This window comes from Microbacterium sp. LjRoot205, from assembly GCF_056175745.1.
Genome location: NZ_JBGFFH010000006.1, coordinates 14,311 through 34,211 on the forward strand (window position 1 = coordinate 14,311; position 19,901 = coordinate 34,211).

Genomic DNA, 19,901 nt, shown 5'->3' on the forward strand with positions numbered 1-19,901 from the left:
CGGAGAAGACGGAGCAATCATGAGCGAGCAGGCAGGCGTCCCGGTGCAGTTCGGCATCATGTCGGTCAGCGACATCACCCGCGACCCGACCACCGGCGAGACGCCGAGTGAGCAGGAGCGGATCAAGGCGACCCTGGCGATCGCCAAGCACAGCGAAGAGGTCGGTCTCGACGTCTTCGCGATCGGCGAGCACCACAACCCGCCCTTCTGGTCGTCGAGTCCCACGACCTTCCTCGCCGCACTCGCGGCGCAGACGGAGCGTCTGATCGTCTCGACGTCGACCACGCTCATCACGACCAACGACCCCGTGCGCATCGCCGAGGAGTACGCGATGCTGCAGCACGTCTCCGACGGCCGCATGGACCTCATGCTCGGCCGCGGCAACACCGGACCGGTCTACCCCTGGTTCGGCCAGGACATCAGGCAGGGCCTCCCGCTCGCGATCGAGAACTACGCCCTGCTGCACAAGCTGTGGCGTGAGGACGTGGTGAACTGGGAGGGCAAGTTCCGCACCCCGCTGCAGGGCTTCACCTCGACGCCGCGCCCCCTCGACGGGGTCGCACCGTTCGTGTGGCACGGATCGATCCGCACACCCGAGATCGCGGAGCAGGCGGCGTATTACGGAGATGGCTTCTTCGCGAACAACATCTTCTGGCCCAAGGAGCACTACCAGCGTCTGATCGAGCTGTACCGTCAGCGCTACGCGCACTACGGCCACGGCACGCCTGAGCAGGCGATCGTCGGCCTCGGCGGCCAGGTCTTCATGGCGACGAAGTCGCAGGACGCGGTGAACCAGTTCCGCCCGTACTTCGACAACGCCCCCGTATACGGTCACGGACCGAGCATGGAGGACTTCACCGAGATGACTCCGCTGACGGTGGGTTCGCCTCAGCAGGTCATCGACCGCTATGCCGCGATGCGCGAGCACTACGGCGACTACCAGCGCCAGCTGTTCCTCATCGACCACGCGGGCCTTCCGCTGAAGACGGTGCTCGAGCAGCTCGACATCCTCGGCTCCGAGGTCGTGCCCGTGCTCCGCAAGGAGATGGCGAAGGACCGCCCGGCCGGCGTGCCGGATGCTCCCACGCACGCGGCACGGGTGAAGGCGGAGTTCGGCGACGGTCCGACGCGTCAGGCACGGCCCGGCGCCAACCGCGGCGACAACCTGACGGGTGACTCGCCCTATCAGGACTCTCCCGCTCCTGCGGGGGCAGCGTTCGGACTCAGCCGGAAGGGGGCCTGAGATGAGCACTCGTCGCATCGCAGTCGTATCCGCCGGGCTCTCGAATCCGTCCTCCACGCGGATGCTCGCGGATCGTCTGGCGGCGGAGACCGTGAAGTCCCTCGCCGGTCACGACATCCAGGCGAGCGTCGACGTGATCGAGCTGCGGGATTACGCGCACGACATCACGAACAACCTCCTCACCGGATTCGCGCCGCCCGCACTCGAGACCGCGATCAACACCGTGGTCTCGGCGGACGCGCTCATCGCCGTCACGCCGATCTTCTCGACGAGCTACAACGGTCTGTTCAAGTCGTTCATCGACGTGCTCGACCCTGATGCGCTCACGGGCAAGCCGGTGCTGATCGGAGCGAACGCCGGCACGGCTCGGCACTCGCTCGCGATCGACTACGCGATCCGACCGCTCTTCGCATACCTGCATGCCGACGCGGTCTCGACCGGCGTCTTCGCCGCATCCAGCGACTGGGGCGGGACTGGTGACGAGGTCGCTCCTCTCGCGAAGCGCGTCGAGAAGGGCGCGCGCGAGCTGGCCGAGGCGATCGCGAAGCGCGAGGTGGCTGCGACCGCCGACCCCTACGACCCTGCGACGTATCTCGGAGAGGGCCGATCCTTCGGTCACATGCTCGGCGGTCTCGCCGGAGAGTGATCCATCCCCGGCTCGACCGGGAAACGCGAACAGGGCCATGAGGCCGTAGACGATGTCCGTAGGGCGTCGTACGGTGACCTCATGGCCCTTCGCTCTGTGCTCGAATCCGCGCGGGATGCCTTGCGCGGCGATCTCATCCTTCCCGGCGACGCATCCTTCGAAGCCGCGCGCCGTCCCTGGAACCTGGCGATCGAACAGCATCCGGCGGGTGTTGCCGTGCCGGTCGATGTCGACGATCTGCGCACGCTTCTCCAAGCCGCCCGCGACGCGGGAGCGACGCTCTCGGTGCAGCCCACCGGTCACGGGGCCGACGGAGATCTGGCCGACGCCGTCGTCGTCCGCATGGCCGCCTTCGACGAGCTGTCGGTCGACCTGGGTTCCGGCGTGGTCCGGGTCGGCAGCGGAGTCCGTTGGGGGGCGGTGGTCGAGGCGCTCGAAGGCACCGGCTGGGCGGCTCCGGCCGGTACGAGCCCCGTCGTCGCCGTCGCGGGGTACACCCTGGGCGGCGGCCATTCCTGGTTCAGCCGCACGGCAGGGCTGGGGTCCGACAACCTCAGGGCCGCGTGGGTGCTGCGCAGCGACGGGACCCACGAGCGTGTCGATGACGACAGCGACCCCGAGCTGATGTGGGCGCTTCGCGGGGCCGGCGGCATCGTCGGAATCGTGACGGCACTCGAGATCGACCTGGTTCCCACCCCGGCGCTGTGGGGCACCGAGCTCACATTCGAGGCCGCAGACGCCGGGTCGGTGATGCGGGCTGTCCGAGACCTGTCCGCAGAGGCCCCGACGTCACTCAACGTGTTCGTGAGCTCGATGCGCATGCCTGACGCTCCCCAGCTTCCCGAGGAGATCCGAGGACGCAGCTTCCTCACCGTGCAGGCGCTGTCCACCGCCGGAGCCGCCGATGACCTGATCGAGCGCGTTCGGGGAGCCGGCACTGTTCGCCGTGAGGTGTCAGGAGCCACGTCGCCGAAGACCGTCGCCGCGTCGAGTGGTGAGCCCACCGAGCCGACGCACGGCAAAGGCGTGTCGGCGGCGCTCTCGTCGCTGGACGACGCGACGATCGACGACCTCTTCCGCTTCCGCGGGCTGCCGGAGCAGTGGCCGATCATGGGCATCGACATCCGGATGCTCGGTGGCGCCCTGAATGAACCTCGACGGGCCGGGTTCGCGACGCTTCAGGGGGTCGGCTGGCTCCTCCACGCCCTCGTGCCCGTCTTCCCGGGGGTGCCGAGCGAACCCGGTGAGGCGAGCATGGCCGGCTTCCGGGACGTGCTGGCGAGGGCCGCCGCACCGCAGACGGTCCCGACCTTCCTCGCTCCGGGCGAGACTCTCGAGCGGTGCGGTGATCCGGCGTCGATCGATCGTCTCCGCGACGTCAGGGCTGCCGCGGATCCCGAGTCGCTGATCCACGAGGGGCGGCTTCCGCGCTGACCGCGGTCCGTGCTCGCGGACGGATTGACGACCGACAGCGCGAGCGCTCGACAACAGCGCCGGATCGACGTCAGTCCGCGTCGGTGCGTCGGATCCAGCGGTACTCCGTCTCGGGGCGGCCTCGCGCGCCGTAGCGGGCGCTGCGCGAGATGACGCCCGAATCCGTGAGATGCTCCAGATATCGCCGCACGGACACGCGCGACATCCCGAGCCGTGCGGCCGCCTCGCTCGCCGACACCGGGGCGCCCGAGGAACGCAGCTCGGAGGTCACCTTCTGCAGCGTGGCCGCTGAGAGGCCCTTGGGAATCGGGATGGTCCCGGTGGTGCGTCCGAGAAGCGCATCGATCTCGGCCTGGGTCGCCTCGCCGGCCGTCGAACGCGCCTGCTCCCGATACGTTCGATAGGCAGTGAGGCGCTCGTGGAACACCGCGAACGGGAACGGCTTCACGAGGTACTGGTATACCCCGAGGGCGGCCATCTGTCGCACGGTCGCGGCGTCGCGCACACCGGTGATGGCGATCACATCCACCGCCGCCGCACGGGCGCGGAGTCCGCGGAGCACGTCGATGCCCGAGCCGTCGGGCATCGTGATGTCGAGGAGCACGAGGTCGAAGGGCTCGTCCGGTGGCTGTTCGAGCACCGCCGCGAGCGCGGCACGGGCTCCGGTGCACTCGCCGCCGACGACGAAGCCGTCGATCCTCTCGAGATAGGAGCGATGGAGTTCGAGGGTCAGAGCGTCGTCGTCGACGATCAGGGTCCGGATCACGGTGTCCTCCGTCCTCGTGCCGACGGGAGGACGACGGTGAAAGTGGTCGGATGAGAGGTGAGATCCACGGAGCCGCCGGCCCCGACGACGACCGCCTCCACGAGGGCGAGCCCGACGCCCCGTCCTTGCGCTCCCGTCGGTTTCGTCGAGTACCCGTGAGTGAAGACCCGCTCGTGCAGCGCCGAGGGGATGCCGTCACCGCCGTCCGACACCTCGAGGACGATTCCTCCCTCCGTGGACGGCCGCAGCACGACCTCGACCCAGCGCTCGGTGCCCGCCGCTGCGGCATCCATGGCGTTGTCGATCAGGTTTCCGAGCACGGCGACGCTGTCGACGGGCGAGAGGGGCGACGCGGGGGTGTCCGGGTCGATGTGGACCCGCCAGTCGATCCCGCGCTCCCTGGCCTGCGATGCCTTGCCGAGCAGCAGCGCGCCCACGGCAGGATCGCCCGCCTGCCGTGCGGTCACCTGGTCGACGAGCGACTGGCTCTGGCGTGAGGTCTCGGTCAGGATCTCGATCGCCTCGTCGTTGCGTCCGAGCTCGAGAAGCGCGACGGCGGTGTGCATCCGATTCCCGTGCTCATGCGTCTGGGCGCGCAGAGCGTCTCCGAGTGTGCGCAGCGATTCGTACGACGAGACGGCGTCGCGCACCTTTCCCGGTGGCAGATCGCCGGCGATGCCTCGGGTGAATCGACGTGCGATCCAGGCGCCGAGGCCGCCCAGGGCGACCAGTCCGGCCGTGATGCCGATCGAGAGGGGCAGGCGGCGGATCAGGGTCTCGGAGATCGACTCGATCGTCACTCCCGACGACACCCATCCGACCAGTTCGTCGTCGGCGGCGAGCACCGGCACGATGGTTCTCACAGACGGGCCGAGCGTGCCGGTGAAGACCTCGGTGAGCGTCCGTGGCGAATCCGGGATGGTGCCGAGGTAGTCACCGCCTATCTGGTCGAGATCAGGGTGGGTGAGTCGGAGGCCATCCGGCGTCATGATCGTCACGAAGTCCAGATCGGCGTTGGCGATCACGTCGAGTGCGTAGGGCTCGAGCACCCGGGTCGCTGCGTCCGGCTCCTGGGTCGCGAGTGCATCGATGACGAGGGGTGACGAGGCGAGCGACACCGATGTGGCCGCCGTCACACGCTCCGCTTCCGCGTGTGCACTGCGCTGCGCATCGACGACGAGGAACACCGCAACCAGTGCGCCGACCACGACGGCGGACGCGAGGAGCACCAGGAAGACCCGGGAAGCGATGCTCCTGGAGTCGCGGGCGGGTCTCATCGCGTCCTTCCGATCGTCGGTGATCGCGGAGCCGGCATATCGGTGGTGACCAATACGACCACAAATGGCGCTGCCGTGTGAAGTCCGCGACGGTGAGCTTACCGAAGGCGAGGGCGCCAGAGGGCATGAGACGAAGACGTTCATGATCAAGGAGGAAAACATGGCCATCACGACAGGGTTCTCGCTTCCCGGATTCCACTGGCGGCGCGGCAAGCAGGCGTGGGACAGGCACACATGGCTGTATGTCTCGGTGATCATCGCGGTCGTGCTCGGAGCGGCGGTCGGCCTCATCTGGCCCGAGGTAGGTCAGAGTCTCGAACCGATCGGCAAGGGCTTCGTATCGCTCATCAAGATGATGATCGCGCCGATCATCTTCTGCACGATCGTCGTGGGCGTCGGCTCGATCGCGAAGGCCGCGACCGTGGGCAAGATCGGCGGACTCGCGCTGCTCTACTTCATGGTGATGTCGACCTCCGCGCTGGCGATCGGACTCGTGGTCGGCAACATCATCCACCCGGGTGCGGGCCTCGACATGGCGAACTCCAGCTACGACGCGACCGAGACCGAGGCGAAGACCACCACGGAGTTCATCCTCGGCATCATCCCGACGACCTTCTTCTCCGCCTTCACCGGTGAGAGCGTGCTGCAGGTGCTCTTCATCGCGTTGCTGGTCGGCTTCGCCCTCCAGGGGCTCGGCGACAAGGGCGCCCCGATCATGGATGCGGTCAAGAACCTGCAGAAGCTGGTGTTCCGCATCCTCGGCATGATCCTGTGGCTGGCGCCGCTCGGCGCGTTCGGAGCGATCGCGGCGGTCGTCGGGAAGACGGGCATCGCCGCCATCTGGAGCCTCGGGGTGCTGATGGTCGCGTTTTACATCACCTGCATCCTGTTCATCGTGGTCGTTCTGGGGACGCTGCTCTATGCGGTGACCCGGGTGAACATCTTCAGCCTGGTGAAGTACCTCGCCCGCGAGTACCTGCTGATCGTGGGCACCTCGTCGTCGGAGTCCGCTCTTCCGCGTCTCATCGCGAAGATGGAGCACATCGGCGTCTCGAAGCCGGTCGTCGGGATCACGGTGCCCACCGGATACTCGTTCAACCTCGACGGCACGGCGATCTACCTGACCATGGCCTCGCTCTTCATCGCCACCGGTATGGGCCAGCCGATGACGATCGGCGAGCAGATCGGGCTGCTGGTGTTCATGATCATCGCGAGCAAGGGAGCCGCCGGTGTCACGGGGGCAGGACTCGCCACGCTCGCGGGCGGTCTGCAGGCGTACCGCCCTGATCTCGTCGACGGCGTCGGGGTGATCGTCGGCATCGACCGGTTCATGTCGGAGGGGCGCGCTCTGACCAACTTCACCGGCAACGCGGTCGCGACCCTGCTCATCGGCACCTGGACCCGCGAGATCGATCGCGAGCGGGTGCAGCGGGTGCTGAGCGGCGCGCTGCCGTTCGAAGAGTCGTCGCTCGACGGTGTGGACGACCACGGGATGGCAGACGAGAGCAAGGCCGTCGACATCCAGGGTCTCAAGGAGTCGGCGCTCGATGAGATGGCCGCGAAGGAGGAGCGAGCGCGGGCTCGAGCAGCGCAGAACTGAGCAGCGAGCGGGTGAGAGGGATGCGGGAGTCGACGCTGGTCGGCTCCCGCATCCGTGTGGTCAACCGCTCTTGCGTCGGAACTCGCGCCGCGTCTGCGGGGCGGGCGCGCCGTGGACGGCGGAGTCGCCATCCAGGTGGGCTTCGCCCTGCCGGTGGTGCGCGTTCTTCTTCTCGAGCGCTTCCTTGAACTTGCGCTTCATCTCCTCGCTGGAGGAGGCGCCTTCTTCGGTGCTCATGCTCGCCAGCCTAGGGCACGCTCCTGACCGGTGGGTGGATCACTTCCGGGACCGGCGGGACACCACGTCGATCACAGCACCGAGTCCCACCGCGATGGCGACCGACACCGCGATCGCGACGACAGGGCCGCCCGGCACCAGCGCGGCGACGACGGCACCGACGGACGCCTGGTACGCAGCCCATCCGAGAGCCGCCACTGCGACGAGCAGCAGGTATCGACCCGGGGCGATATGCGAGGCGCCGGCGACGAGATTGATCGCCAATCGCGCGAACGGCACGAACCGAGCGGTGAAGAGCACCGTCGCTGTCCCGCCTTCGAGGCGGCGTCGGGCCCAGTCGAGGGCCTGGCGCACACGCGGCGCACGCATCCATCGCCAGCGCTCGGTGCCGACGGTGCGACCGATGAGATAGCAGGCGGTGTCACCGACTGCGGCCGCCGCTGCCGCGCACACGATCACCGCCCAGAGCGGGGGAGCGCCCGTGGTCGACGCGATGGCCCCCAGGGCGGTCACAGCGATCTCTCCGGGGACGACGACGAAGAACGAGTCGCCGAGCACGAGAAGGCCCATGATCACGAGGGCCCACGGGCTGCTGAGTAGATCGGACGGCACGCCTCCACAGTGCTCGGCGCAGGTGAACGGGAACCAACGTCCGCATAGCCGGTGACCAGCGCTCCAGCATCCGGTGAACTTCTGGTGCAAGGGGTCGTTTCCCGCGTCTCGCGGCTGACGCTGGCAGCATCCTGAGGTTGTGAGAGTCGCGATCGTGACAGAGTCCTTCCTTCCGCACATGAACGGTGTCACCGGATCCGTGCTGCAGATCCTCGGCCACCTCGAACGCGCAGGCCATGACGCACACGTGATCGCGCCCGATGCGGTCGGCATGCCCGCTCGGGTCCACGGTGCCGCTGTCGAATCCATGCCCAGCCTCGCGCTCCCCGGCTACCGCAACGTGCGGGTGGGCACCTCGCCGGCGCGCCAGGTCGCGGCATCGCTGCGCCGTTTCGGTCCGGATGTCGTTCATCTGGCCTCCCCCTTCGCGCTCGGCTGGCGAGGCGCGCTCGCCGCGGAACACCTCGGCGTGGCATCGGTCGCCGCGTACCAGACCGATGTGGCGGCGTACACGCAGAGGTACCGCATCCCCGCGGCGACGGGCGTCGCGCAGTCGCACATCGCTCGGCTCCACCGGCGGGCGACCCTGACGCTCGCACCATCGGCTGATTCGGCGCAGCAGCTCGCCGAACTCGGTGTCGATCGCATCCGCCGGTGGGGCAGGGGCGTCGATGYTGAGCGTTTCCGACCCGACCGACGCAGCGTGACACTGCGCGCGGAGTGGGGGTCGGAGGTCGTGATCGGCTATGTGGGCCGACTCGCCCCGGAGAAGCAGGTCGAGGACCTGGGTGTGCTGCAGACGATCCCGGGGACGCGTCTCGTGATCGTCGGTGACGGCCCGAGCAGGCCCAGGCTCGAAGCGCTGCTGCCCGACGCTCTCTTCCTCGGGCACCTCGAAGGCGATGCACTCGCGGAAGCGATGGCATCGTTCGACGTGTTCGTGCACCCGGGGGAGAGCGAGACCTTCGGCCAGACCCTGCAGGAGGCGCACGCGAGCGGGGTGCCCGTCATCGCCACCGGACGCGGCGGTCCCCTCGGCCTCGTGCACATGGGGATCGACGGATGGCTCTATCGGCCGGGCGATCTCGACGACCTGCGCATGCGCGTCGCCGATCTCACCGGAGACGCGCGCAAACGCCGGGCCTTCGGCGAAGCAGGAAGCGCGGCGGTGCAGGGGCGCAGCTGGTCGAGCATCTGCGATCAGCTGCTGGGACATTTCGTCGAGGCACGAGAGCTCCATGCTGTGGATGCCGGACTGCGCGCTCGCCGTCTGACGCGCCCGGAGCCGAGTGTCCCCGTCGACGCGCGTCGCTGGCAGCGATACGTGGCGTTGGGAGACTCGCTCACCGAGGGACTGTGCGACCCTGCACCGGACGGAGCGCTGCGCGGATGGGCCGACCGACTCGCGCTTCTGCTCGCCGCACGAGGGGGGCTCCACTACGCGAACCTCGCCATCAGGTCCAAGCGCGTGCGCGACGTGTGCGCCACGCAGCTTCCCCGGGCACTCGAACTCGAACCGGATCTCGTGTCGATCCTCATCGGGGCCAACGACCTCGTGAAGCCCCACGTCGACGTGGCGGCGCTCGCCGCAGAGCTCGAGGGTGCGGTCACGCGCCTCCGGAGCACCGGAGCGGATGTCCTCCTCGTCACCCCGTTCCTTCCCCGTCGGCGCGCGGCCGCGATGTACACGAAGCGGTTCGCGGCATTCGCCACGGCACTCACGGGCGTCGCGGCACGCACCGGCGCGATCCTGATCGACACGGACCTGCACCCCTCGCTCCCCGAACGCCCGAACTGGGGTGAGGACCTCGTGCACCTGAGCAGCCGAGGACATAGATTCCTCGCGTACCGGGCGGGGGAGATGCTCGCCGTGCCGCATGCCGACGCCCTCGGAGCCCTGGATGCGGCTCTGCACGAGAACGAGCCGATCGGGGCAGGGCTCTGGTGGCGTCGGCACGCGTTGCCATGGGTATGGCGACGACTGCACGGACGCACGGCGGGAGACGGGCGGGTCGCGAAGCACGACGACTACGTCTATCTCGGGCGATCGAGCGCCCCGAGCGATGTCACCGTCGGCTGACTTCCGGGCTGTCGCGGCGTGGAAGGACAGCCGGAGCGAGGACTTTCAATGCCCCGCTGATAGGCTGGACGCGGTCGGCGTATGTCGACCGGACAATTTCATATCGACTCATGGAGCGATCGGCGGAGAGCTGGTCCCCTGTGGTGGGTTCCTCGGCGCGACGTCGGGTGGCTTTCTACTGGTGGCCAGCGCAGGTGAGATTCGCGGGAATGCCCGCGCGCCCATATCCGTCAGAACCCGCTCCTTCATGAATGCGCTCGCGCGTCACACGGACTCGCGAGTCTAAACAAAGAAGGAGAGACCTCTTGGAAGGTCCTGAAATCACCGCCACCGAGGCCGTTCTCGACAACGGCCGCTTCGGCACCCGCACCATCCGCTTCGAGACCGGCCGCCTCGCGCAGCAGGCTCAGGGCGCAGTCGCCGCGTACCTCGACGGCGAGACCATGCTCCTCTCGGCCACCAGCGCGGGCAAGCACCCCCGCGAGGGCTTCGACTTCTTCCCGCTGACGGTCGATGTCGAAGAGCGCTCGTACGCCGCAGGAAAGATCCCCGGTTCGTTCTTCCGTCGTGAGGGTCGCCCCTCCACCGAGGCGATCCTCGTCTGCCGTCTGATCGACCGTCCGCTGCGCCCGTCGTTCGTCGACGGTCTGCGCAACGAGGTCCAGGTCGTCATCACCGTGATGTCGATCGCTGCGGGAGAGTTCTACGACGCTCTCGCGATCAACGCCGCTTCGGCGTCGACGCAGATCTCTGGCCTTCCGTTCTCCGGTCCCGTCGCCGGTGTGCGCCTCGCGTTCATCCCCGGTCACGGCGAGCACGCCGACCAGTGGGTCGCGTTCCCGAACGCCGAGCAGGTGTCGGAGGCCGTGTTCGACCTGATCGTCGCCGGCCGCGTCGTCACCAAGTCCGATGGCACCGAAGACGTCGCGATCATGATGGTCGAGGCTGAGGCCACCGAGGGCAGCTGGAACCTGATCAAGGCCGGCGCCACGAAGCCCGACGAGACCATCGTCGCGCAGGGACTCGAGGCAGCGAAGCCGTTCATCGCTCAGCTCGTGAAGGCTCAGGCAGAGCTGGCAGCGACCTCGTCCAAGGAGCCGGGCGTCTACCCGGTCTTCCCGGCATACAGCCAGGAGGTCTACGACTTCGTCGCAGGCCGTTCCTACGACGACCTCGTCGGCGTCTACCAGATCGCCGACAAGGTCGAGCGTCAGACGTCGGACGACGCGATCAAGGACCGCGTCCGGGCCGAGCTCATCGAGGCGACCGAGGCGGGCAACCTTCCTGCCGCCGCGCCGCTCGAGTTCTCCGCGGCGTACAAGTCCGTCACGAAGAAGATCGTCCGCGGCCGCATCCTCACCGAGGGCGCGCGCATCGACGGTCGTGGCCTGGCGGACATCCGTCCGCTCGACGCCGAGGTGCAGGTCATCCCGCGCGTGCACGGTTCCGCGATCTTCCAGCGCGGCGAGACCCAGATCCTGGGTGTCACCACGCTGAACATGCTCAAGATGGAGCAGCAGATCGACTCGCTGTCGCCCGTCACGAGCAAGCGCTACATGCACCACTACAACTTCCCGCCGTACTCGACCGGTGAGACCGGCCGTGTCGGCTCGCCGAAGCGTCGCGAGATCGGGCACGGCTTCCTCGCCGAGCGCGCCCTCGTGCCGGTTCTGCCGAGCCGCGAGGAGTTCCCCTACGCGATCCGTCAGGTCTCCGAGGCGCTGAGCTCCAACGGCTCGACCTCGATGGGTTCTGTCTGCGCGTCGACCCTGTCGCTGCTGAACGCGGGCGTGCCGCTGCGTGCACCCGTCGCCGGCATCGCCATGGGTCTCGTCTCCGATGAGGTCGACGGTGAGACCCGCTACGCGGCGCTGACCGACATCCTCGGTGCGGAAGACGCTCTGGGTGACATGGACTTCAAGGTCGCGGGCACCGGCGAGTTCATCACCGCCATCCAGCTCGACACGAAGCTCGACGGCATCCCGACGTCGGTCCTCGCAGGTGCGCTCACGCAGGCCCGCGACGCTCGTCTGACGATCCTCAACGTCCTGAACGCCGCGATCGACGCTCCCGACGAGATGGCGCCGACCGCGCCTCGCGTCATCAGCGTGCAGATCCCGGTCGACAAGATCGGCGAGCTGATCGGCCCGAAGGGCAAGACGATCAACGCGATCCAGGACGAGACCGGCGCACAGATCTCCATCGAGGAGGACGGCACCGTCTACATCGGCGCGACCGACGGCCCCTCGGCCGAGGCCGCCCGTGCCCAGGTCAACGCGATCGCCAACCCGACCAACCCCGAGGTGGGCGAGCAGTTCCTCGGAACCGTCGTCAAGATCGCGACGTTCGGTGCATTCGTCTCGCTGCTTCCTGGCAAGGACGGCCTGCTGCACGTCACCGAGGTGCGCAAGCTCGCCGGTGGCAAGCGCGTCGAGAACGTCGACGACGTGCTCTCGGTCGGCCAGAAGATCCTCGTGAAGATCACGAAGATCGACGACCGCGGCAAGCTGTCGCTCGAGCCCGTGCTCGATGACGCTCCCGCAGCGGACGCAGCTTCAGGCGAAGAGGCCGCAGCCGAGTAATCGACGGCGCTTCTTGACGAAGCCCGGGTCGTCCTCGCGGACGGCTCGGGCTTCGTCGTATCCGATGTGACCAAACCGTTATCGGAAGTTCTCGCGCCGTTCCCTGGATTGGTCAGCGCGTTCGCGGATCTCGCTTACTCTCGAAAGTACGCACCGGGGGGTGCATTCGAGGCAGTGACGTAGGTCGGTACGCACCGATCGACGGGGGTGAGGATATGCGGTTGTTCGGCGTAGGCGCAGGAGCGTCGGTGGAGCGTGCGCAGCAGGGCACGGCAGAGCACCCCTCCGCGCCCATACCCATCGTCGGCCCGGGAATAGGAGAGAGCATCCGCGTACCTCTCGGCGAGACCAGACTCGAGACCTTCCCGCTGATGCTCGGCGCGGCCGAGTTCGGCTGGAACGTCGATCTCGAGACGAGTCACGGGATCCTCGACCGCTACGTCGAGTTCGGCGGCAACGCGATCCACACGGCAGACGGGTTCTCCGGCGGACGCAGCGAGCACATCATCGGCCAGTGGCTCCAGTCCAGGGGGCGACGTGATCGCGCCCTGTTGAGTGTGCGGATCGGCGCCCACGCAGACAACCCGGGTCTCGGCTCGGTGAACCTCGTGCGCGCGGTCGAAGGCTCGCTCACGCGTCTGGGCGTCGACCGTATCGACGTGCTGTATCTCGACGCGACGCTCGACCGGACGACGAACCTCGAAGACACCCTCGCGACCGTCGAGTGGATGATCGACGCGGGCAAGATCGGCGCCCTCGGGGCGTATGGATTCGCACCCGAGCGGCTCGTCGAGGCGCGCATCCTCGCATCCGCGGGGTACCCGCGCATCGAGGTGATCGATTCCCCGTACAACCTCATCCGTCGTCAGCCGTTCGAGGGCGATCTGCGTCTCGTCRCCGGCGCACAGAGCCTCGCAGTCACGCCGTCGCACGCTCTCGAGCACGGCTTCCTGTCCGGCAGGCACCGCAGCAAGGCGCTCACCTCGCAGGGCGTGCGTGGAGAGCAGCTGCGTGGTCACCTCAACCGTCGTGGCACGAAGATCCTGCGCGCTCTCGACCAGGTGGCGATCGAACTCGAGGTTCCGGTGGCAGCCGTGTCGATCGCCTGGTTGCTCGCGCAGCGCACCATCGCGGCACCGATCGTCAACGCCTTCGCGACCGACCATGTCGACGAGCTGATGCAGGGCGCCGGCGTCACGCTCTCGCGCGCACAGGTCGCCGAACTCACCCGCGCCGGCAACTGAGCGTCGTAACGCCTCTGTCACAGACCTGGCATAGGGTGGAGTGAATCCCGGCGGATGCTGTCGATGAAGCGAGCGAGTTTGTGACGCATTACATATATCTGGTCAGACACGGTGAACATCAGGACGCCGAACACGGTCTCGCCGACGGCCCCCTGTCGCCACGCGGCCAGCGTCAGGCCGAACTCATCGCCGACCGGCTCTCCGGACTTCCGCTCGATGCCGTGTGGCATTCGCCTCTCCTGCGCGCGAACGAGACGGCACGGGCGATCGCGCACCGACTCCCGTCGGTCGACCCCGAACCGACCGCGCTCCTCTTCGACTGCGTGCCCACGGGAATGACCGACGAGACGCCCGCAGCGTACGAGCCGTTCTTCGGCTCGGTCACCGAGGCCGAGCTCGACGCCGGCCGTGCCCAGATGTTCGACGCGGTCAACGAGTTCCTGGTGCGCAAGCCGGGCGACGTGCACGAGGTGCTCATCACCCACAACTTCGTGATCTCTTGGTTCGTGCGGGAGGTCCTCGGCGCACCGGAGTGGCGATGGATGACTCTCAATCAGGCGCATTGCGGGCTGACCGTGATCGCGCAGAAGCAGGGGCGTCCGTGGACGCTGCTCACCCACAACGACACCGGGCATCTTCCGTTCGAGCTGCGCACCGGCATCCCTGACGCGATGTCGGTCTGATTCCCGATACCCCGGCCCGCCGTGGCGGTCGTGGTGCCCCCGAGAAATAGACTGAACGCATGACCACGCAGGTAGCACTCGTCGGCGGAACCGGGAAGCTCGGATCGATCATCGGTGCGGTGATCGACGGGCTCGAGGGCTTCGAGGTGAGTCGCGTGCTCACCTCTCGGAGCGACCTCGCTGAACTCGACGGGGCGGATCTCGTGATCGACGCCACCACGCCTCAGGTGAGCGTCGATGTCGTGCGCGCTGCGGTGGAACGCCAGATCAACGTCCTGGTCGCGACCTCCGGGTGGTCCACGGAGCGCATCGCTCTGGTGCGTCCGCTGGTCGAGAACGCAGGAACCGGGGCTGTCTTCATCCCGAACTTCTCGCTGGGATCGGTGCTGGGCTCAGCGCTGGCTGCGGCAGCTGCGCCGTTCTTCGGATCGGCGGAGATCGTCGAGGCTCATCACGCGGCGAAAGTCGACTCTCCGAGCGGCACCGCGGTGCGCACCGCGGAACTCATCGCCGCGGCTCGAGCCGAGCAGGGTCCCGTCAGTGCTCCGCATGCCGACCAGCGTGCGAGGGGGCAGCAGGTGGGCAGCGTGCCGATCCATTCGCTCCGGCGCCCTGGCGTCATCGCCAAGCAGGAGGTCATCCTCTCAGGGCCGGGCGAATCCCTGACGTTCACTCACGACACGGTAGAGCCGGCGCTCGCGTACGCTCCGGGCATCCGTCTGGCGGTCCCGTTCGCGGCTCAGGCGAACGGGGTCTTCGTCGGGCTGGAGAGCATGATCGATATCGGCATCCGCTCGTGATGTCGCGCATCGGTGTCGGTCTGATGGCCGCGGCGCTTCTGGTCTATCTGGCGGTCTCCGTGTGGCTGGCCGTGATGTTCTTCGCCGTCGGGACACCGGTGTCGATCGGCATGGGCGTGGCGTTGATCGTTCTCGCTCCGATCGGCGCCTGGGCGCTCGTCCGCGAGATGCAGTTCGGGTTCGCGGCCGATCGGCTGGGGCGCGCGCTCGATGCCGAAGGGGGAATGCCTGAGGCGGAGTCCGAACTCACTCCCAGCGGTCGGATCGCCCGAGCCGACGCCGACCCGCTGATCGCGAGGTATGCGGAGGAAGCGGACGCCGCGCCGACTGACTGGCGCGCGCGGTACCGACTCGGTGTGGTTCAGGATGCGGCGGGGCGCCGCAAGGACGCCCGCGCCAGCATCCGCGAGGCTATTCGCGTCGCTCGCGGCTGATCCGATTCAGGCGAGCGTGGCTTCGAGCGTGATCTCGATGCCGGCCAGCGCCTGGGAGACCGGGCAGCCGACCTTCGCCTCGGCGGCGATCCTCTGGAAGTCCTCGGGGGAGAGCCCCGGAACGACGGCGTTGACGTTCAGGTGGCTCCCGCTGATTCCGACCCCGGGCTTGAAAGTGACCGACGCGCTCGTGTTGACGCGCTCCGGCGGAGTGCCGTTCTCCGAGAGTGCGTGGGACAGCGCCATGCTGAAGCACGAGGCGTGAGCCGCGGCGATCAGCTCTTCAGGGGTGGTGGTGGTGTCGCTGCCCTCGCTGCGAGCCTTCCAGTTGATCGGGAAGGTGCCGAGCTTCGACGAGGAGAACGCGACTGTGCCCGAGCCCTCTGCGAGGGATCCGGTCCAGGTGGTGGTGGCTTCACTGGTGACGGGCATGATTCCTCCGTTGTCTCGCGCGCTGCTCGATGTGCGGGTCGCGTGTTCGGCCAGCCTATCGACCGGTCGCTCGCGGCGGAACCRCAGCCTCAGGCGGACGCAGCGCGGCCGATGACGCCTGCTCGTTGCAGCAGCAGATAGATCTGGCAGCCGAGGCAGAACGAGAACGCGGCATTGAGGAACGCCGCGATGAAGGCGGCAGCGGTCGAGATGGGCAGCGCCCAGGGCACGCCGGCGAGATGCAGCAGGAGACCGATCGTCACGACGAAGAGACCGACCCCCTGAGCGAAGCGGGGAGGGCGCGGGTCCTCGAGCTCGCTCGGAGGTGCCAGTCTCGGACGCACCAGCCTTCGGAAGAGCACACCCCAGGGCGCGGTCCTCGGCGACAGCACACCCCACAGGAACAGCAAGGCGATCACGACGGTGAGGAGGAACGCCGGGTCCAGCGCGCGCTGTGCGAGCGTCGCCGAGCTGACAGCCCAGGTGTCCGAGTCCAGGTCGGCTGACGCCAGCGGTTGATAGGCGAACCAGCCGAACGTCCTGGCGGTCGAGATGCCGATGAGCCCGAGGAACGTCGCGACGAGCAGCAGCACCGTCGTGATCGTCGCTGCGAAGCGCGGCCCTCGCGGGTCGATGCCTGCGGGTGTGGTCATCTGCGTTCCGTCCTCGTCTGTCTCATACGGCGGCCAGTGCTTCGCTCAGTGCGTGACGATGCGGCACGCCGTGGAATCGTGCGCGGACGGCGCCTGAACCGTCGACGACGAATGTCGTCGGTGTCTGCAGGACCCTGTAGCGGGCCGACAGATCGGGCCGATGCGTCAGATCGACCTCGACATGGTTCAGCCCGTCCGTCTCGGCGGCGTAGCCGCTCAGCATCCGCCGCACCTGAGGACAGCGAGTGCACATCTCCGTGCTGAACTGCACGAAGGTCGCTCGGGCGCCCAGCTGCGAGTCACCGGCATCGACCGGATCGAAACGCAGGTGACCGCCGCGGCGACGCCGTCCGTCGAGCAGACGCAGCACGACGCCGATGGCGACGGCGAGCACGAGCAGCGCTGCGGCGATACCGAGGGCGAGCACGGGAGACATGGCTCGACAATACGGCGATCTGAGAGCGTCGAGGACGATGTGTCGCATCGTGACGATCCGACTCTTCCGTCCTCGGGGCGGGTAGTCTGGCACACATGAGCGCAGCCGTCCCGACGCCGTACGAAGACCTTCTCCGAGACGTGCTGGAGTCGGGCACCCACAAGTCGGATCGAACCGGCACCGGGACCACCAGCGTCTTCGGCAGGCAGATCCGCTTCGACCTCTCACAGGGGTTCCCCCTGATCACGACGAAGCGCGTGCACTTCAAGTCGATCGCGTACGAACTCCTGTGGTTCCTCAGGGGCGACTCGAACGTGAAATGGCTGCAGGACCACGGCGTCACGATCTGGGACGAGTGGGCCGATGCCTCGGGAGATCTGGGCCCCGTCTACGGAGTCCAGTGGCGAAGCTGGCCGACTCCCGACGGCGAGAGCATCGATCAGCTCGCGCAGGTGATCGAGCAGATCCGTCAGACTCCGGACTCGCGTCGACTCATCGTGTCTGCCTGGAACCCGGCGGACATCCCTGACATGGCGCTCGCTCCCTGCCATGCGCTCTTCCAGTTCTACGTCGCTGACGGCAAGCTCTCCTGCCAGCTCTATCAGCGCAGCGCCGATCTCTTCCTCGGCGTCCCCTTCAACATCGCGTCCTACGCCCTGCTCACACTCATGGTGGCGCAGCAGGTCGGACTCGAGCCCGGCGACTTCGTCTGGACGGGCGGCGACTGCCACATCTACGACAACCACCTCGAGCAGGTGAACGAGCAGCTGACTCGCGAGGCATACCCGTACCCGACGCTGCGGTTCGCTCGAAAGCCGGAGTCGATCCTCGACTACGGCTACGACGACTTCATCGTCGAGGACTACCAGCACCACGCTCCGATCCGGGCGGCGGTGGCGGTATGACGTGGGTCGGACTGATCTGGGCGGAGGCCCACGGCGGCGTCATCGGAGCCGAGGGCGGCATGCCCTGGAACGTCCCCGAGGATCTCGCGCATTTCAAGGAGATCACGCTCGGCGCGCCCGTGATCATGGGACGGAAGACCTGGGACTCGCTTCCGGAGCGTTTCCGTCCGCTCCCCGGACGCGAGAACATCGTCATCACCCGCCAGCAGGACTGGTCCGCGGAAGGTGCCCGTCGTGCGGCGGCCGTGACCGATGCGGTGCGAGGCCATGACAAGGTCTGGATCATCGGCGGAGCCGAGATCTTCCGACTCGTGATCGCCGACGCCGACCGCCTCGAGGTCACAGAGCTCGACATCGATGTCACCGGTGACGCCTACGCGCCGTCCAAGGCCGGGTGGCGGCTCGTCGACGAGGGGGAGTGGCAGACGTCCCGCTCCGGCATCCGCTACCGCTTCCTCGGATACGAGCGCTGATGCCCACCGCACTGATCACAGGTGCCAGCGCCGGACTCGGTGTCGAGTTCGCTCGTCAGCTCGCCCGTCGGCGCGCCGACCTCGTGCTCGTCGCGCGGTCGGCGGACGCTCTCGAGAGTGTCGCCGCCGAGCTGCGCAGCGAATACGGCATCGCAGTCGAGGTCCTCGTCGCGGATCTCGCCGAGGTCGCCGATGTGGACCGCGTGGCCGACCGTCTCCGCGACGCCTCCGATCCGGTGGATCTGCTGATCAACAACGCCGGATTCGGCCTGCCGCTGCAGTTCGCCGACAACGACATCGACGACGAGGTGCGTCATCTCCGCGTCCACGTCGAGGCGTCGATGCGTCTCATGCATGCGGCACTCGGGTCGATGCGCGGCCGCGGGGGCCGCATCATCAACGTCGCGTCCGTCGCCGGGTTCATCTCCCGCTCGACCTACTCGGCCTGCAAGAGCTGGCTCATCGGCTTCAGCCGCTGGGCGAACGTCGAGTACGCCTCCGACAAGGTCAGCGTGACCGCGGTGTGCCCCGGTTTCACCCATACGTCGTTCCACGAGCGGATGGGGCTCGCACCCGGGCACGAGGGTGTTCCTGCGTTCATGTGGCTCGACGCACGTGAAGTGGTGCGCGAGGGGCTCCGGGACGCGGCACGGGGCAGGGCGGTCTCGATTCCCTCGCTGCGCTACAAGGCGATCGTGGCGATCGCGAGTCTGCTGCCGAGCGCGCTGACCGCCGGTGTCGCGCGACGAGGCCGCGTCTGATCTGAAGGCCGACGGCACTCCGGCACGAGCGATCGCTGCGCGGATCAGCGGAATCTACCGAGGCGGATGCCGGCGTAGGCGATCGCTGCCACGGTCTCTCCATCGGTGATCCGGCCGTCCGCGATCATGCTGAGCGCCTCGGAGAAAGGCACCCAGGTGACGGCGTCGATGCCCTCCTCCGCTCGGGTGTGCGTCGAGTCATCCGCCCGTGTCATGGCGCGGGCGAGGAACACATGCTCGGGTGCGTGGGCGATCCCGTTGAGCGCGTTCATGGTCCCGAGCGACGTCCACTCGTCGGCGACGAACCCCGTCTCCTCGAGCAGCTCTCGCTGCGCGGCCACGAGCGGATCTTCGCCGTCGCTTCCCCCGGCAGGCACCTCGATCGAGATGCCTGTCGTGTAGCGCTCGAGGGAGACGAGGCAGACGCGGTCCTCGTCATCGAGCGCGACCACGAAGACCGCCGGATGCCGCATGGTCACCACGCCGTAGATCCCGTCGCCCGCGGGGCCGGTGACCTGGTCCTCGCGCACCTCGATCCACCGGTTCTCGTACACCGTCGACGACTCGCGTGTGACCCATGCCATGGAGTCGAGCCTATTCGGA

At 67.9% G+C, this 19,901-nt stretch carries 21 protein-coding genes; 13 read left to right on the top strand and 8 right to left on the bottom strand.

What is annotated here, in order from left to right:
- The first annotated feature begins 19 nt into the window (after positions 1 to 19).
- From AC04ME_RS12610 to AC04ME_RS12620, 3 genes are all read left to right on the top strand, one after another.
- Positions 20 to 1,243 (top strand): LLM class flavin-dependent oxidoreductase, encoded by a 1,224-nt coding sequence (locus AC04ME_RS12610; RefSeq protein WP_475435282.1) that lies wholly within the window; start codon positions 20 to 22, stop codon positions 1,241 to 1,243.
- Position 1,244: 1 nt separating this feature from the next.
- Positions 1,245 to 1,889: an FMN reductase gene (locus tag AC04ME_RS12615; protein ID WP_042541795.1), complete on the top strand. Its 645-nt coding sequence runs from the start codon at positions 1,245 to 1,247 to the stop codon at positions 1,887 to 1,889.
- 81 nt (positions 1,890 to 1,970) lie between these two features.
- Positions 1,971 to 3,323 carry an FAD-binding oxidoreductase gene (locus AC04ME_RS12620; protein WP_475435284.1) on the top strand — a complete coding sequence of 451 codons (1,353 nt, stop codon included), beginning with the start codon at positions 1,971 to 1,973 and terminating at the stop codon, positions 3,321 to 3,323.
- A gap of 70 nt (positions 3,324 to 3,393) precedes the next feature.
- Here AC04ME_RS12620 and AC04ME_RS12625 read toward each other — a convergent pair whose 3' ends face one another.
- Positions 3,394 to 4,089 carry a response regulator gene (locus tag AC04ME_RS12625; RefSeq protein WP_311879284.1) on the bottom strand — a complete coding sequence of 232 codons (696 nt, stop codon included), beginning with the start codon at positions 4,087 to 4,089 and terminating at the stop codon, positions 3,394 to 3,396.
- On the bottom strand, positions 4,086 to 5,366 hold the full coding sequence (locus tag AC04ME_RS12630; RefSeq protein WP_475435286.1) for a sensor histidine kinase: 1,281 nt from the start codon (positions 5,364 to 5,366) through the stop codon (positions 4,086 to 4,088). Before AC04ME_RS12630 ends, AC04ME_RS12625 begins: the two co-directional genes overlap by 4 nt.
- Before the next feature lie 160 nt (positions 5,367 to 5,526).
- Here AC04ME_RS12630 and AC04ME_RS12635 point away from each other — a divergent pair, with 160 nt between their 5' ends.
- Positions 5,527 to 6,966: a cation:dicarboxylate symporter family transporter gene (locus tag AC04ME_RS12635; RefSeq protein WP_475435288.1), complete on the top strand. Its 1,440-nt coding sequence runs from the start codon at positions 5,527 to 5,529 to the stop codon at positions 6,964 to 6,966.
- 60 nt (positions 6,967 to 7,026) lie between these two features.
- Here AC04ME_RS12635 and AC04ME_RS12640 read toward each other — a convergent pair whose 3' ends face one another.
- Both AC04ME_RS12640 and AC04ME_RS12645 read right to left on the bottom strand, forming a co-directional pair.
- Positions 7,027 to 7,203, bottom strand: a complete 177-nt coding sequence (locus AC04ME_RS12640; protein WP_091232420.1) for a DUF5302 domain-containing protein — start codon at positions 7,201 to 7,203, stop codon at positions 7,027 to 7,029.
- Between the two features lie 39 nt (positions 7,204 to 7,242).
- Complete coding sequence (locus AC04ME_RS12645) at positions 7,243 to 7,815, bottom strand: DedA family protein (protein ID WP_311879281.1); 573 nt, start codon at positions 7,813 to 7,815, stop codon at positions 7,243 to 7,245.
- Between the two features lie 154 nt (positions 7,816 to 7,969).
- Here AC04ME_RS12645 and AC04ME_RS12650 point away from each other — a divergent pair, with 154 nt between their 5' ends.
- The 6 genes from AC04ME_RS12650 (at position 7,970) to AC04ME_RS12675 (ending at position 15,638) form a co-directional block, all read left to right on the top strand.
- Positions 7,970 to 9,895 (top strand): GDSL-type esterase/lipase family protein, encoded by a 1,926-nt coding sequence (locus AC04ME_RS12650; protein ID WP_475435290.1) that lies wholly within the window; start codon positions 7,970 to 7,972, stop codon positions 9,893 to 9,895.
- Between the two features lie 305 nt (positions 9,896 to 10,200).
- Positions 10,201 to 12,477, top strand: a complete 2,277-nt coding sequence (locus AC04ME_RS12655) for a polyribonucleotide nucleotidyltransferase (RefSeq protein WP_475435291.1) — start codon at positions 10,201 to 10,203, stop codon at positions 12,475 to 12,477.
- A gap of 215 nt (positions 12,478 to 12,692) precedes the next feature.
- Complete coding sequence (locus AC04ME_RS12660; RefSeq protein ID WP_475435293.1) at positions 12,693 to 13,721, top strand: aldo/keto reductase; 1,029 nt, start codon at positions 12,693 to 12,695, stop codon at positions 13,719 to 13,721.
- A gap of 80 nt (positions 13,722 to 13,801) precedes the next feature.
- The gene (locus AC04ME_RS12665; RefSeq protein WP_042541788.1) at positions 13,802 to 14,404 is read left to right on the top strand and encodes a histidine phosphatase family protein; all 603 of its coding nucleotides are present in this window, start codon (positions 13,802 to 13,804) and stop codon (positions 14,402 to 14,404) included.
- 59 nt (positions 14,405 to 14,463) lie between these two features.
- Complete coding sequence (gene dapB, locus AC04ME_RS12670; protein WP_042541787.1) at positions 14,464 to 15,204, top strand: 4-hydroxy-tetrahydrodipicolinate reductase; 741 nt, start codon at positions 14,464 to 14,466, stop codon at positions 15,202 to 15,204.
- The gene (locus tag AC04ME_RS12675; protein ID WP_052493003.1) at positions 15,204 to 15,638 is read left to right on the top strand and encodes a hypothetical protein; all 435 of its coding nucleotides are present in this window, start codon (positions 15,204 to 15,206) and stop codon (positions 15,636 to 15,638) included. The genes dapB and AC04ME_RS12675 overlap by 1 nt, the downstream gene beginning before the upstream one ends.
- A gap of 6 nt (positions 15,639 to 15,644) precedes the next feature.
- Here AC04ME_RS12675 and AC04ME_RS12680 read toward each other — a convergent pair whose 3' ends face one another.
- The 3 genes from AC04ME_RS12680 to AC04ME_RS12690 all read right to left on the bottom strand — a co-directional run bounded on the left by AC04ME_RS12680 (position 15,645) and on the right by AC04ME_RS12690 (position 17,159).
- Positions 15,645 to 16,070, bottom strand: a complete 426-nt coding sequence (locus AC04ME_RS12680; protein ID WP_042541785.1) for an OsmC family peroxiredoxin — start codon at positions 16,068 to 16,070, stop codon at positions 15,645 to 15,647.
- Between the two features lie 89 nt (positions 16,071 to 16,159).
- The gene (locus AC04ME_RS12685) at positions 16,160 to 16,723 is read right to left on the bottom strand and encodes a DUF4395 domain-containing protein (RefSeq protein WP_309687902.1); all 564 of its coding nucleotides are present in this window, start codon (positions 16,721 to 16,723) and stop codon (positions 16,160 to 16,162) included.
- A gap of 22 nt (positions 16,724 to 16,745) precedes the next feature.
- Entirely contained in the window at positions 16,746 to 17,159 is a 414-nt protein-coding gene (locus tag AC04ME_RS12690) for a thioredoxin family protein (RefSeq protein WP_042541783.1), read from the bottom strand.
- Positions 17,160 to 17,254: 95 nt separating this feature from the next.
- Here AC04ME_RS12690 and AC04ME_RS12695 point away from each other — a divergent pair, with 95 nt between their 5' ends.
- The 3 genes from AC04ME_RS12695 to AC04ME_RS12705 are packed head-to-tail and all read left to right on the top strand — an operon-like array spanning position 17,255 to position 19,298.
- Entirely contained in the window at positions 17,255 to 18,064 is an 810-nt protein-coding gene (locus AC04ME_RS12695) for a thymidylate synthase (RefSeq protein ID WP_042541782.1), read from the top strand.
- Positions 18,061 to 18,537 carry a dihydrofolate reductase gene (locus AC04ME_RS12700; protein WP_042541781.1) on the top strand — a complete coding sequence of 159 codons (477 nt, stop codon included), beginning with the start codon at positions 18,061 to 18,063 and terminating at the stop codon, positions 18,535 to 18,537. Before AC04ME_RS12695 ends, AC04ME_RS12700 begins: the two co-directional genes overlap by 4 nt.
- Entirely contained in the window at positions 18,537 to 19,298 is a 762-nt protein-coding gene (locus AC04ME_RS12705) for an SDR family NAD(P)-dependent oxidoreductase (RefSeq protein WP_475435295.1), read from the top strand. Before AC04ME_RS12700 ends, AC04ME_RS12705 begins: the two co-directional genes overlap by 1 nt.
- Positions 19,299 to 19,342: 44 nt before the next feature.
- Here the strand turns inward: AC04ME_RS12705 and AC04ME_RS12710 are convergent, their stop codons facing one another.
- Entirely contained in the window at positions 19,343 to 19,882 is a 540-nt protein-coding gene (locus AC04ME_RS12710; protein ID WP_042541779.1) for an NUDIX domain-containing protein, read from the bottom strand.
- Positions 19,883 to 19,901: the final 19 nt, after the last annotated feature.